Annotated in this window: 12 protein-coding genes; 6 read left to right on the top strand and 6 right to left on the bottom strand. The window is 67.5% G+C overall.

The features are described from left to right. A partial coding sequence (locus AC1DTF_RS24695; RefSeq protein ID WP_477475985.1) for a 3'-5' exonuclease occupies nucleotides 1-479 on the top strand: 479 nt, incomplete at its 5' end. Here the strand turns inward: AC1DTF_RS24695 and AC1DTF_RS24700 are convergent. Both AC1DTF_RS24700 and AC1DTF_RS24705 read right to left on the bottom strand, forming a co-directional pair. After that, nucleotides 480-1,052, bottom strand: a complete 573-nt coding sequence (locus AC1DTF_RS24700; protein WP_477475986.1) for a hypothetical protein — start codon at nucleotides 1,050-1,052, stop codon at nucleotides 480-482. A 10-nt stretch (nucleotides 1,053-1,062) separates the two neighbouring features. Further along, entirely contained in the window at nucleotides 1,063-2,151 is a 1,089-nt protein-coding gene (locus tag AC1DTF_RS24705) for a M23 family metallopeptidase (protein ID WP_477475987.1), read from the bottom strand. Between the two features lie 274 nt (nucleotides 2,152-2,425). On the opposite strand from AC1DTF_RS24705, the gene sucC reads away from it, so the two are divergent. Continuing rightward, nucleotides 2,426-3,589 carry an ADP-forming succinate--CoA ligase subunit beta gene (gene sucC, locus AC1DTF_RS24710; protein ID WP_477475988.1) on the top strand — a complete coding sequence of 388 codons (1,164 nt, stop codon included), beginning with the start codon at nucleotides 2,426-2,428 and terminating at the stop codon, nucleotides 3,587-3,589. Between the two features lie 14 nt (nucleotides 3,590-3,603). After that, nucleotides 3,604-4,506, top strand: coding sequence for a succinate--CoA ligase subunit alpha (gene sucD / locus AC1DTF_RS24715; RefSeq protein WP_057168323.1), 903 nt, complete (start codon nucleotides 3,604-3,606; stop codon nucleotides 4,504-4,506). A gap of 65 nt (nucleotides 4,507-4,571) precedes the next feature. Here the strand turns inward: sucD and AC1DTF_RS24720 are convergent, their stop codons facing one another. From AC1DTF_RS24720 to AC1DTF_RS24730, 3 genes are all read right to left on the bottom strand, one after another. Then, on the bottom strand, nucleotides 4,572-6,440 hold the full coding sequence (locus AC1DTF_RS24720) for a S9 family peptidase (RefSeq protein ID WP_477475989.1): 1,869 nt from the start codon (nucleotides 6,438-6,440) through the stop codon (nucleotides 4,572-4,574). Between the two features lie 65 nt (nucleotides 6,441-6,505). After that, nucleotides 6,506-7,570, bottom strand: a complete 1,065-nt coding sequence (locus tag AC1DTF_RS24725; RefSeq protein WP_477475990.1) for an ATP-binding protein — start codon at nucleotides 7,568-7,570, stop codon at nucleotides 6,506-6,508. 2 nt (nucleotides 7,571-7,572) lie between these two features. Then, complete coding sequence (locus AC1DTF_RS24730; protein ID WP_477475998.1) at nucleotides 7,573-8,688, bottom strand: ATP-binding protein; 1,116 nt, start codon at nucleotides 8,686-8,688, stop codon at nucleotides 7,573-7,575. 142 nt (nucleotides 8,689-8,830) lie between these two features. On the opposite strand from AC1DTF_RS24730, the gene AC1DTF_RS24735 reads away from it, so the two are divergent. Continuing rightward, nucleotides 8,831-10,363 (top strand): acetyl-CoA acetyltransferase, encoded by a 1,533-nt coding sequence (locus tag AC1DTF_RS24735; protein ID WP_057168321.1) that lies wholly within the window; start codon nucleotides 8,831-8,833, stop codon nucleotides 10,361-10,363. 1 nt (nucleotide 10,364) lies between these two features. On the opposite strand, the gene AC1DTF_RS24740 is transcribed toward AC1DTF_RS24735, so the two are convergent. Continuing rightward, complete coding sequence (locus AC1DTF_RS24740; protein WP_057168320.1) at nucleotides 10,365-11,213, bottom strand: LLM class F420-dependent oxidoreductase; 849 nt, start codon at nucleotides 11,211-11,213, stop codon at nucleotides 10,365-10,367. Nucleotides 11,214-11,328: 115 nt separating this feature from the next. Between AC1DTF_RS24740 and sfnG the strand changes: the two genes are divergently transcribed. Further along, nucleotides 11,329-12,459, top strand: coding sequence for a dimethylsulfone monooxygenase SfnG (sfnG, locus tag AC1DTF_RS24745; protein WP_477475991.1), 1,131 nt, complete (start codon nucleotides 11,329-11,331; stop codon nucleotides 12,457-12,459). Between the two features lie 57 nt (nucleotides 12,460-12,516). Then, nucleotides 12,517-13,398: a DUF5336 domain-containing protein gene (locus tag AC1DTF_RS24750; protein ID WP_057168319.1), complete on the top strand. Its 882-nt coding sequence runs from the start codon at nucleotides 12,517-12,519 to the stop codon at nucleotides 13,396-13,398. Nucleotides 13,399-13,434 lie beyond the last annotated feature (36 nt).

The raw sequence follows: 13,434 nt of genomic DNA on the forward strand, positions 1-13,434 counted from the left end.
GCTGGGAGGACGGCATGTTCCCGCACATGCGGGCACTGGGAGACCCCACCGAGCTGTCCGAGGAACGCCGGCTGGCCTACGTCGGGATCACCCGCGCCCGGCAGCGGCTGTACCTGAGCCGGGCCAAGGTGCGCTCCTCCTGGGGTCAGCCGATGCTCAACCCGGAATCGCGGTTCCTGCGCGAGATCCCGGAGGACCTGATCAACTGGCGCCGCGTCGAGGCGCCGTCGGCGGCGTTGAGCGCTCCACGGGTGGGACGGTTCGCCGACAGTGCCCGGCCCGCGCCGGTTCCGGCCAAGGCCCGCAACCGGGCCATCATCACGCTGGAACCGGGGGACCGGGTCACCCACGACAAGTACGGGCTCGGGCGCGTCGAAGAGGTCTCCGGGATGGGGGAGTCGGCGATGTCGCTGATCGACTTCGGCAGCGCCGGACGCGTCAAGCTGATGCACAACCACGCGCCGGTGCAGAAGCTCTAACTAGATCCGGGTCCAGTCCCGGGTACTCGGCAACAGCGCGAGCACGATGGCCGAGACCRGCAGCAGTGGCATCGCGTACACCACGGGATGCAGTTTGGCGCCCGCGAGGAACAGGCTGCCGAAGATGAGCAATGCGATGGCGGCACCGACGGCGATCAACAGCCGACCCATCCGGCGCTGCAGCAGCAGCGCGATCAACCCACCGATACCGGCGGCCGCCGAGATGGCGGTGAGGAAACCGATGGCGACGCAGAACAACAGATCGGTGTTCCACCACCCGGCGATCAGATCGGTGGCGATGACGGCGGTGGCCCACCCGCTCAGAATGCTCAGCACAGCGGCCGCGATGGCGGTGGCCGGTCCCGGCGTGCGAAGCGGGGGCACCGCGACCGGGATGGGGCGCGGGATGTAGGTGGTTTGTCCCGTCTCGGCAGGGGTACGCACAAACGACGTGCGGTCGTCACTCAGCGAGGGAGGGGTGAGCGCGGGAAAGGAACCGGTGGGGGTCCGGCGGATGATGCGAGGGTGTTCAGCCGACGGCTCGGCGGGTGGATCCGGGGTCACATCACCCAACGTACGTTTTCTAGCCGACGTAGTTGCCGGGGCTGAGCCCCCGCTGCGCCAGCCACGGCACCGGGTCGATCCGGTTGGAGCCGTTCATCAGCACCTCGAAGTGCAGATGCGGGCCGGTGGAGTTACCGCGGTTGCCCATGGTCGCGATCTGGTCGCCGGCCATGACGCGCTGGCCCTTGCTGACCAACCAGGTGTTGATGTGGCCGTAGAGCGTCACGGTGCCGTCCGAGTGGCGCAGCTTCACCAACGCGCCGTAACCGGCCGTCGGGCCGACCTCGACGACGACGCCGTCGCTGGCCGCCATGATCGGGGTGCCGATCGGACCGGCGATGTCGATACCGCCGTGCAGCACACCCCAGCGGTAACCGAAACCGGACGTCCACACGCCCTTGGTGGGCATCGCGAACAGCGGACGCGCCAGACGTGCCTCGCGCTCGGCGCGCTCCTGGGCGAATGCGGCGGCCTTGTTGATCTCCTCGGCGTGGATCGCGCCCGAGGCGACCGGCTGCACCGCGACGATCTGCATACCGTCCGGGGAGCCGCTGATGGCCGCACCGTTGATGAGGGCGTTGTCCGCGGCCAGCACCGTGTCGGTGGTCGGGGTGGTGTCCGGGTTGCTCAGTGAGTACGCGCCGGAGGCGGTCGCGCCGGCGGCCATGGCCGCGATCATCAGGCGGCTCTTGACCGCGCCGACGGTCTGCTTGCGGTGGGCGCCGCCGCTGCGCTGATGGGTGCCGCGCATGTCGATCACGTCGGTCAGGGCGTTGCCGTCACTGAGGTCGGTGTGACTATCGCGATAGGCGTGCGAGGAACCGAGATCCTTGCCGGCATCGCCGGTCGGCGTCGTCTGTGACCGGAATTCGGTGGGCACGACCAGCCGCAGCGGCACCAGATCGTCGGTGTCGTGGAGGTCGTCGAGCTCGGGCGCGGCGATCACACGCTGTTCTTTGTCGAACGCGGAACTGTCGCGAAAGTCCAGGTCATGGAGGTCGCCGAACTCGTTGAACGGGATGATGTCGGTGACTTCCGCGGGACTTTGGGTAGAGAGCCCTTTCGTCGCTGTCCCCCTGAGGGTTCGGGACGAACTGTGCTCAGCCAACCTGGAATGTCCTTAGCGTCGTGACCTGTCCGTTATCAAGACCAGTAGGCACGTTAACCAAATCCCAATGTTGGTGGCAACTTAAGTGAGCATTCCCACCGTGAATGTGACTTGTATCACCAAGCGGCCCCGGTGAGATGTACCACATGAGCGGTAGGCGATGACGGCGGTCGACACCGGGATGGATACAGTGCCAGCGAGCCTGTCGCGGCCTTCCGGCCGGTCCGGCGGCCCACTTCATAAGTCATTCGCACCGACGCAACTTAGGAAGCTCATGGATCTTTTCGAATACCAGGCGAAAGAACTGTTCGCCAAGCACAACGTTCCCACGACGCCCGGCCGGGTGACCGAATCCGCCGAGGACGCCAAGGCGATCGCCGAGGAAATCGGCAAGCCGGTCATGGTCAAGGCGCAGGTCAAGGTCGGCGGCCGCGGAAAGGCCGGCGGCGTGAAGTACGCGGCCACCCCCGCCGACGCGCTGGAGCATGCCACCAACATCCTGGGCCTCGACATCAAGGGCCACATCGTCAAGAAGCTGCTGGTCGCCGAGGCCAGTGACATCGCCGAKGAGTACTACATCTCCTTCCTGCTCGATCGCTCCAACCGCACCTACCTGGCCATGTGCTCGGTCGAGGGCGGCATGGAGATCGAAGAGGTCGCCGCCACCAAGCCCGAGCGCCTCGCCAAGGTGCCCGTCGACGCCGTCAAGGGTGTCGATCTGGCCTTCGCGCGTGAGATCGCCGAGAAGGGCCACCTGCCCGCCGAGGTGCTCGACGCCGCGGCCGTGACCATCCAGAAGCTCTGGGAGGTGTTCATCGGCGAGGACGCCACCCTGGTGGAGGTCAACCCGCTGGTGCGCACCCCCGACGATCAGATCTTGGCGCTGGACGGCAAGGTCACCCTGGACGCGAACGCCGACTTCCGGCAGGCCGGCCACGCCGAGTTCGAGGACAAGGACGCCACCGATCCCCTCGAGCTCAAGGCCAAGGAGAACGACCTCAACTACGTCAAGCTCGACGGCGAGGTGGGCATCATCGGTAACGGCGCCGGCCTGGTCATGTCGACGCTGGACGTCGTCGCCTACGCCGGTGAGCGTCACGGCAACGTGAAGCCCGCCAACTTCCTGGACATCGGCGGCGGCGCCTCGGCCGAGGTGATGGCCAACGGTCTGGACGTCATCCTGGGCGACAGCCAGGTCAAGAGCGTCTTCGTCAACGTCTTCGGCGGCATCACCGCCTGTGACGCGGTCGCCAACGGCATCGTCGGCGCGCTCAAGAAGCTCGGCGACAGTGCGAACAAGCCGCTCGTGGTCCGCCTGGACGGCAACAACGTCGAAGAGGGCCGTCGCATCCTCGATGAGGCAAACCACCCCCTGGTCATCCAGGCCGACACCATGGACGCCGGCGCCGACARGGCCGCCGAGCTGGCCAACAAGTAAGGGAGCCAACAAAGATGTCTATCTTCCTGAACAAGGATTCCAAGGTCATCGTCCAGGGCATCACCGGCGGTGAAGGCACCAAGCACACCAAGCTGATGCTCAAGGCCGGCACCCAGATCGTCGGTGGCGTCAACGCCCGCAAGGCCGGCACCACGGTCAAGCACGAAGACAAAGACGGCAACGAGATCGAGTTGCCGGTGTTCGGTTCGGTGGCCGAGGCCATCAAGGAGACCGGCGCCGACGTGTCGATTGCCTTTGTGCCGCCGGCCTTCTCGAAGGACGCCATCATCGAGGCCATCGACGCCGAGATCCCGCTGCTGGTCGTCATCACCGAGGGCATCCCGGTGCAGGACAGCGCCTATGCGTGGGCCTACAACGTCGAGAAGGGCGAGAAGACCCGCATCATCGGGCCGAACTGCCCCGGCATCATCACCCCCGGCGAGTCGCTGGTCGGCATCACGCCGAACAACATCACCGGCAAGGGCCCGATCGGACTGGTCTCCAAGTCCGGCACCCTGACCTACCAGATGATGTACGAACTGCGCGATCTGGGCTTCTCCACCGCCATCGGCATCGGCGGCGACCCGGTCATCGGCACCACCCACATCGACGCCATCGAGGCGTTCGAGAAGGATCCCGAGACCAAGCTGATCGTGATGATCGGCGAGATCGGTGGCGACGCCGAGGAGAAGGCCGCCGCCTACATCCAGGCCAACGTCACCAAGCCGGTCGTCGGCTACGTCGCGGGCTTCACCGCTCCCGAGGGCAAGACGATGGGCCACGCCGGCGCCATCGTGTCCGACGGGGCGGGCACCGCGGCCGGTAAGCAGGAGGCTCTGGAGGCCGCCGGCGTGAAGGTCGGCAAGACCCCGTCGGAGACCGCCGCCAAGGCGCGCGAGCTGCTGGCAGGCCTGTAAGCACCGAGCACGCGAAAAGCCCCTGGAATCACTGCGATTCCAGGGGCTTTTACGTGTTCCGGGTCTTACAGGTGCTTGGCCAGGAACTTCTCCACGGCGTGGTACATGTCGATGTTGTTGTCCGGGTTGAGGAATCCGTGTCCCTCGTCCTCCTTGACCATGTACTCGACCTCGACGCCACGATCGCGCAGGGCCGCAACCATGTTGTCGGACTCGGCCTGCACCACGCGAGAGTCGTTGGCGCCCTGCACCACCAGCAGCGGGGTGCGAATCTGATCGACCCGGGTGATCGGCGAGCGGGCCAGCATATCGGCCTCCTGCGCGGGATCCTTCGGGTCGCCGACGTAGAGGTTCCAGTTGTTGGCCAGGAACCGGCGGCCGACGTCGGGCAGCGTGCGCATGAAGTTGGGCAGGCTGGAGATCCCGACGTAATCGATGGCTGCGGCGAAGACGTCCGGGGTGAACGTGACACCGACCAGGGTGGCGTATCCGCCGTAGGAGCCGCCGAAGATGGCCACCCGGTCCCGGTCGGCGAAGCCCTGCTTGACCGCCCAGTCCACCGCATCGATCAGGTCGTCGTGCATCTTGCCGGCGAACTCGCCGATCGCGGCCTGGGTGAACGACTTCCCGTAGCCGGTGGATCCACGAAAGTTGACCTGCAGCACCGCATATCCGCGGTTGGCCAGCAGCTGCACGTCCGGCTGATAGCCCCAACAGTCCCGCGACCACGGGCCGCCGTGCACCAGCAGCACCAGCGGCAGGTTCTCCGGCGGCACGCCCACGGGCAGCGTCAGATACGAATGCAGCTCCAGCCCATCGCGTGCGGTGACGGTGACCGGTTTCATCTCGGCCAGCGCGGCGGGATCCAGATGCGGGTAGGGCCGGAACAACAATCGGCTCGCACCGGTCCCATGATCGTAGAAATACGTGGCGTTCGGATCGCGGTCATGGCTGAAATTGACCACCCAGCGTTGCCCGCTGTCATCGCAGGACATGCCGGCCAGGTCACCGTCGGACAGCTTCGTGAGTGCCTGCAATACCTCCGCGAATTCGTCGTCGAGGGCGTGGATCACCTGTCGCTCACCGTAATAGCGAGCGCCGATCAGCTCCCCGGTCCGCTCGCTGATGATGAACGGTGAGGGCAGCACCAACTGCGCGCCGAGGTCGAGCGTCGGGTGACTGTGCACCTCGGTCTCCTCCCCGGTGGCCACGTCGACGCGGGCCAGCCGGAGCCGGTCGCTGCCCTGATAGGAGCCCAGCCAGATGCCGGTGCCATCGGGGGAGACGGCGATGGGGTGGATGCCCAGCGGATAGTCCCTGCCCTCGTACACCCGGATGCGCCGCAACGTCTGGGTGGCCGAATCCCATTGCGATATCTCGACATCGCCTTCGGCGGTCAGAGTGTTGGTGAACAGGTCACCGCCGGGCCCGCCGATCCAGCTGACGACGGTGCCGGGATTCTCGGCGAGCAGGGTGAGCTCACCGGTGGCGATGTCGAGTTCGAAGGCGTCGACCAGTTCGGCGTTCCGCGCGTTGTGCTGGACGAGTGCCTTGCCGGGACGGGCCTTGAGCAGTTCGTAGGAGGCGCGCACCCGGGGGAACGGGGTGAGGTCCACGGCCGGGGTGCCCGGCGCGTCCGGGTCCACCCGGTACACGTGCCAGTGCTCGTCGCCGCCGCTGTCCTGCATGTACAGCAGCCACCGCGAATCGTGGGTCCAGCTGTAGAAGTACACGCTGCGGGTCTCGTCGGCGGTGACGCAGCGGGGCTCGTGCTCACCGTCCACGTCCTGCACCCACACGTTGAGGCGGTTCCGCCACGGGGCGAGGTAGGCGATGCGGGTGCCATCGGGGGAGATCGTGGCCCCGGCGCGTTCGGGCGGGCTGAAGAAGTCCTCGACGGAAATGATCGCGGGGGTGTGCGTCGTGTCGGTCACGAGGTCCTTTCTCGATGGAGTGTCACTTAGTGACATCTCCACAGTGTCACTAAGTGACAAGACCGTCAAGTGAGATGGGTGCCCTCGCGGTACCGGATGATGTGACGGACCAGGGGATCGGTGAGGTCATACCAGGTGGCGCGCCGGTCGCCGATAGCGGATTTGGCGGAGTCCACCCAGTGTGCCGCGGCCAGCCGCCCCAGCGCCGCGGCCGCCGACTGGTTCGAAACACCCACCGCGGCAGCGAGATCGGTGACCGTGCGGGCTCCGGGCCCGCGGGCCAGCTCCACCACCAGGCGCTGCTCGCCGGCGGGCAGGAGCCAGAGTTGCTGCTGGTATGCCGGTGACAACCGGTCCAGCAGTACGGCCTTGGCGGGCTCCAGCGCCGACAGGTCGGCGACATCCGCGGTCTCGGCGAGGGTCTGCCACAACCGCGGCGAACCGCCGGCGAATTCGTAGATGGACTCCAGCCGGGCCAGTCCCTCGGGGGTGCCGACGTAGTCGGCCAGCGCAGGGTTGCGGGCGATGATCTGGGCGCCCTCGGCGGCGGTGAGATCGTCGAGTTCCTCGATGATGAACGAGCCGTACCAGGGGTGGGCGCGGGACGCGACGCCGGGGAACAGTGCCGGAGCGGTGCCGAGAATCGATACCGCCGTGGCGGTTTCGATCCAGGCGCGCAGGCTGCCCGCGCCGGATTCGCCGATCGCGTCGAACACCCGGTCCAGGTTCTCGATGACCAGCAGYACCATCCTGCCGTCGGCGATGTCGAGGATCACCCGCTCCAGTTCGATCACCTCGGTGCGCAGCGCGCCGGCCTGCGGTCGATAGGGCCGGATGAGCTCGACGAGCAGGTCGCCGTAGTGACCGATCGCCAGTGCGTCCTCGGGAAGACGCAGGGGCAGCACGCTTTCGGCGGTGGCGGTGTCGGACAGTGCACGGTGCACCGCCACCGCGACGGTGTGCGTCTTACCGCTGCCGCGCGGACCGATCAGCAAGGTGTGCGGCCGGGAGCCGTCGCGGGCGGCCGAGATGATCCGGTCGGTGAGTCGCTCGAGCAGGGGCCGGCGCCCGACGGTGCGGGCATCCAGTTCACCGGGGTCCACGGTGCCGGGCGAGAAGAGGATGCTCACCGTCACCTCCGCATGGCCAGCCAGGCGGACTGCACCAATCCCGATGCGAAGCAGTCCTCGTCGCCGGCCCGGCGCAGATAGTGGTCCTGCTCCAGGCGTTCGATGAACGACACCAACTGGTCGCGATCGCCGATGGTGGACCCCTCTGAACGCAGGAGGTGTGCCACGGTGTCGACACTGACGGGTCCCGCCGCGTGCGCGTAGATGTCCAGCAGGTTGGCGATGGCCGCGGCGTCGTCGCCGTAGTAATTGCGCAAGCGGTCGCGGTAATGGCGCAGATCCCACGGATCGTGGGGGTCGGTCACCGCGGCCCGCAGCAGCGCCGGGATGTCGCCGGGGCGGACGGGGCCGCCCGTGCGCGCGGACGCCGCGACCAGATGCTGGATGTAGTACGGCACGTTCTCGGCGGTGGCGGCGATGGACTCGGCGACCAGGTGCGCATCGGTGCCGTCGACCCGGGCGCCCAGCATGAGGCACTCGGCCAGGTAGGTGGCGTGGTCATGGCGGATGGGGCCGACGGTGACCTTGCGGATGTCGTTGACCGAACTCAGGGCGTCGCCGGAGACGTGATGAAAGCCGATGGACCCGGACAGCACGGTGGCCAGCCGCCCGGTGTTGTCCTGCCGGAATCGCCGCAGCAGGTGCAGGAAGGCATCACCACCGCCGGCGCCTTCCCGCTCCAGATTCCGGGCCAGCACGGTCACCTCGTCGATGAACAGCACCAGGGGCCCGCTGCGGGCCCGGGCGACCGCGCGCTGCAGCAGATCGTCGAGGGCGGCCCCGGCCTGGGCGCGTTCGAAACGCACCGGCCCGGTGCCGAACGCGACCTTCCAGCGCTCGACCTCTTGGCGCAAGGCGCTGTCGATCCGTCCGAGTTCGCCGGCCAGGGCGGTGACGAATTCGGCGTAGGTCTGGCGTTCGGCGCTGACCGAGACCACGGTGAGCCCGCGCTGCCGCGCCGTGTGGGCGACCAGGCGGGCCAGGGAGGTCTTACCGTGGCGGCGGTCGCCGACCAGGGCCGCACCGCCGTGGGCCAGGCTGGACAGGATCTCCTGCTCTTCACGGACGCGGCCGACCACGTTCTCCGGCGGCACCACGCCACCGACCACCAGGGACATCGGCCGGGCGGTCCAATTCATCAGACAATCATACGCTCGTGTTGATGTACGTCAATCGAGTTGTACAACAAGGTTGGTGTATTTTTGCTACTTGAGTTCAATCGGTTAGCCTGACGAACTAACACGTGTCAGGAGGCCTGTAATGGTGGATCCGCGTACGCCGGTGATCGTCGGTGTCGGACAGTTCACCGAGCGCGTCGACGCGCCGGACTATCGAGGGATGTCGTCGGTCGAGCTGGCCACCGAGGCGGTGCGGGCCGCGCTGGCCGACACCGGCGCCGACGTATCCGCGGTGGCCGAGGCGATCGAGGTCTTCGTCGCGCTCCGGCAGTTCGAGATCTGCACACCGTTCTCCGAAGCGCCGCTGGGGTGCTCGGACAACTACCCGCGTTCGGTCGCCGCTCGCATCGGCGCCGACCCGGCCCGCGCGGTGCTCGAACCGCTGGGCGGGCACGGATCGCAGAAGGTGGTGACCGAGTTCTCCGGTGCCATCGCGGCCGGGGATGCCGAGGTGGTGCTGGTGCTCGGCTCCGAGAACGGTTCCACGCTGCGCTATTTCGCCGGCCGTGATGCCTTACCCGATCACTCCGAACAGGTCGGCGGTCAACTCGAGGACCGCGGGTACGGCTTCGATCAGTACATGAACGAGTACACCGCCAAGCACGGATTGACCGGTGCGCCGGTGCAATACGGTCTGCTGGACAATGCGCGCCGGGCCCGCCTCGGCGCGACGGTGGACGACTACCGCCGAGACATGGCCGAGTTGTTCGCGCCGTTCTCCGAAGTTGCCGCCCGGAACCCGCTGTCGTCGTCTCCGGTGCAACGCTCCGTCGACGAACTGCTCACCGTGACCGCCGAGAACCGGATGATCTGCGATCCCTACCCCCGGTTGATGGTGGCCCGCGATCAGGTGAACCAAGGTGCCGCCGTGCTGATCATGTCGGTGGCCGCGGCCCGCAGACTCTCGGTGCCCGAGGACAAATGGGTGTACCTGCACGGACACGCCGACATGGTGGAGCAGCAGCTGCTCGACCGTGAGGACCTCAGCGCCAGCTTCTCTGCGGAAAAAGCTGTGGCAGAGGCGCTTCGGGTGGCCGGAATAGGCCTGGCCGAGGTGTCCACCTTCGACCTGTACAGCTGCTTCCCGTTCCCGGTGTTCTCCGTCTGCGATTCGACCGGGCTGGCGACCGATGATCCGCGCGGCCTCACCCTGACCGGCGGGCTTCCGTACTTCGGCGGCCCGGGCAACAGCTACTCCGTCCATGGCATCGCCGAGACGGTCGCCCACATGCGGGCCCAGCCGGGCGCATTCGGCCTCGTCGGCGCCAACGGTGGTGTGATGAGCAAGTATTCGGTCGGGGTGTACTCGACCACACCCGCCGAGTGGAAAGCCGACGACAGCAAGGCGCGGCAGGCCGAGATTGCCGCGCTGCCCACGGTGCCCGTCACGCGCGACGCCGACGGCACAGGCGTCATCGAGACGTACTCGGTGCGCTACGACTGGCCCGAGACCACCGGCGTCATCATCGGCCGGCTGGAGGCCGACAACTCCCGGTTCATGGCGCTGAGCACCGACGAAGCGCTGGTGGCGCTGATGTCCGACGGTGATCCGCTGGGGGCGCGCATCGAGGTGAAGTCCACCGAGGACGGCATCAACCAGGCGTCCCTGGCCTAGCTCAGACCAGTTGGGCGAGCTTGCCCGCCAGCCGTTCCACGTAGGCGCCGACCTCGGCCTCGGGCTTGTCGGGCAGCCCGAACAGCACCTCGGTGACGCCGAGATCGCGCCAGTGGGCCAGCTTCTCGGGATCCGGCTTGAAGTCCAGCGCCACAATCTGCGGGGCGCCCTCGCGGCCGGCCGCGGCCCAGGTGTCCTGCAGCAGCTTCACCGGCTCATCGATGTTGAAGTCGCGCGGGGTGGTGATCCAGCCGTCGGCCGACTTCGCGATCCACTTGAAGTTCTTCTCGGTGCCCGCCGCGCCGACCAGTACCGGGATGTGTGACTGCACCGGCTTGGGCCACGCCCAGCTCGGGCCGAAGTTCACGAATTCACCGTCGTAGGAGGCTTCTTCCTCGGTCCACAGCGAGCGCATCGCCTCCAGGTATTCGCGCAGCATGGTGCGGCGGCGGCCCGGCGGGACCTTGTGGTCGGCCAATTCGTCGGTGTTCCAGCCGAATCCGACGCCCAGGCTGACGCGCCCCCCGGAAAGGTGATCCAGCGTCGCGATCGACTTGGCCAGCGTGATCGGGTCGTGCTCCACGGGCAGGGCCACCGCGGTGGACAGCCGGACCCGGCTGGTCACGGCGGCCGCGGTGCCCAGGCTGACCCAGGGATCGAGGGTGCGCATGTAACGGTCGTCGGGCAGGGACTCGTCGCCGGTCGTCGGGTGCGCCGCCTCCCGCTTGATCGGGATGTGCGTGTGCTCGGGCACGTAGAAGGTGGTGAAACCGTGGTCATCGGCCAGTTTGGCCGCCGGCGCCGGGGCGATGCCGCGGTCACTGGTGAAAAGTACGAGCCCGTAGTCCATGCCCAGAATTAGAACGTGTTCTAGTCCGCCAGCGCAAGGCCGGGCCGCAAGCCGTTCCGTTCAGCCCGATCGTTACTGGTGACGAAGGGGCGCCCGGGCTGCTGCCATGGCACCCATGACGACCGAACGCATCGCCGACCACACCACGTTCGCCTACTGGGTGCCCAACGTCAGCGGCGGCCTGGTGACCAGCGATATCGAGCAGYGCACCGACTGGAACTACGAGTACAACAAGAAGCTGGCGCAGACCGCGGAGAACAACGGGTTCGAGTACGCGCTGTCCCAGGTGCGCTACGAAGCCAGCTACGGCGCCGAGTACCAGCACGAGTCGACCAGCTTCAGCCTGGCGCTGCTGCTGGCCACCGAACGCCTCAAGGTGATCGCCGCGGTGCATCCGGGCCTGTGGCAGCCCGCGGTGCTGGCCAAGCTGGGGGCCACGGCCGACCATCTGAGCAACGGCCGGTTCGCCGTCAACGTGGTGTCCGGCTGGTTCAAGGACGAGTTCACCCATCTGGGCGAGCCATGGCTGGAACACGACGAGCGCTACCGACGCAGCGCGGAGTTCCTGCAGGTGCTGCGCAAGATCTGGACCGAGGATGACGTGGATTTCCGCGGCGACTTCTACCGCATCCACGACTTCACGCTGAAGCCCAAGCCGCTGAACACCGCCGACCGTCCCAACCCGGAACTGTTCCAGGGCGGCAACTCCACCGCCGCGCGCCGCAACGGCGGCCTGTACTCGGACTGGTACTTCTCCAACGGCAAGGACTTCGCCGGCATCACCGAGCAGGTGGTGGAGGTGCGCGACCATGCCCGCACCGTGGGGCGCGAGGTCAAGGTGGGGCTGAACGGGTTCATCATCGCCCGCGACACCGAGAAGGAAGCCCGCGACACCCTGCGCGAGATCATCGAGAAGGCCAACAAGCCGGCCGTCGAGGGCTTCCGCGGCGCCGTGCAGCAGGCCGGCAGTTCCACCGGGGACAAGAAGGGAATGTGGGCGGACTCGTCCTTCGAGGATCTCGTCCAATACAACGACGGATTCCGCACCCAACTCATCGGGACCCCGGAACAGATCGCCGAGCGGATCGCGGCGTACCGCAAACGCGGCGTGGACCTCATCCTGGGCGGCTTCCTCCACTTCCAGGAGGAAATCGAGTACTTCGGGCAAAAAGTGCTGCCGCTGGTCCGGGAAATCGAGGCAGCCGATCAGACGGCTCCGGACGCTCCGGTGCTCGTATCGGCCTGAGCCGCCGCCCAGCAGGGTGCGCTAGCGTGGGTTCGAAATCGCTCACACAGGAGAGTCATGACTTACCCGCCCGGTAACCCCGGATATCCGCCTGCCCAGCAGGGCAACCAGTACGCGCCCACCCAGCAGTACGGCGAGCCCGCAGAGGTAGGCCCCAGCAAGCTGCCTGTCTACCTGACCGCTGCCGTCGCAGTGTTCGGTCTGGCGACCTACGCGTTCAATTTCGGTCCGTTGCTCACCATCAGCAACTCGGACTTCCCGCAGTTCGGCAGCGCCAGCGGCAGCACCCCGGGCCTCGGCCTGGCGGTCGCGGCCTCGGTGCTCGCCGCGCTGCTGGCCGGTGTCGGTCTGCTGCCCAAGCAGAAGGCCCGTACCGGTCTGGTCGCCGTCGCGTCCACGCTGTCCTTCCTGCTGGTGCTGGCCGAGGTCATCAACGCCCCGGCCGGGCTGTCCATCGGCTGGGGGCTGTACCTGGTCATCGCCACCACACTGCTGCAGACCGGTGCCTCCATCGCCGCACTGCTGTTCGACGCGGGTGTGCTCTCGCCGCCGGCGCCCAAGCCCCGCTACGAGCAGCAGCAGCCCTACGGCCAGTACGGCGCGCCGTACTACGGCCAGCCCGGCGGCCAGCAGCAGTACGGCGCCCCGACCCATCAGCCGCAGCAGCAGCGTCCCGGTTACCCGTCGCAGTACGGCTACCAGGGCGCCCCGAACACCGGTGGATTCCAGTCCGCCGCCGGTGCCCCCGGTTCGCACAACGGGCCGCCGACGCCGCCCACCGGTTTCCCGGCGTTCGGTCAGCCGTCCAGGGCGAGCGAAGCGACGGGATATGAGCCGCAGGGTTCCTCGGCGCCGACCGCCGCGGTTCCGTCGCAGTCGGCCGCGACACCGCCGAGCCACCCCGAGTCCTCACCGCAGTCCGGCACGCCCTCGTCGTAGTCTGGGCGTCGCGCACCCGGACGTCGGATGCGCCGA

The sequence above is a fragment of the Mycobacterium sp. P4_H6 genome (assembly GCF_056400845.1).

Coding starts and splice junctions, on each gene's coding strand:
- sucD (WP_057168323.1), top strand. CDS start 3,604: ATGTCTATCTTCCTGAACAAGGATTCCAAGGTCATCGTCCAGGGCATC.
- AC1DTF_RS24730 (WP_477475998.1), bottom strand. CDS start 8,688: ATGTCCCTGGTGGTCGGTGGCGTGGTGCCGCCGGAGAACGTGGTCGGC.
- AC1DTF_RS24735 (WP_057168321.1), top strand. CDS start 8,831: ATGGTGGATCCGCGTACGCCGGTGATCGTCGGTGTCGGACAGTTCACC.
- AC1DTF_RS24740 (WP_057168320.1), bottom strand. CDS start 11,213: ATGGACTACGGGCTCGTACTTTTCACCAGTGACCGCGGCATCGCCCCG.
- AC1DTF_RS24750 (WP_057168319.1), top strand. CDS start 12,517: ATGACTTACCCGCCCGGTAACCCCGGATATCCGCCTGCCCAGCAGGGC.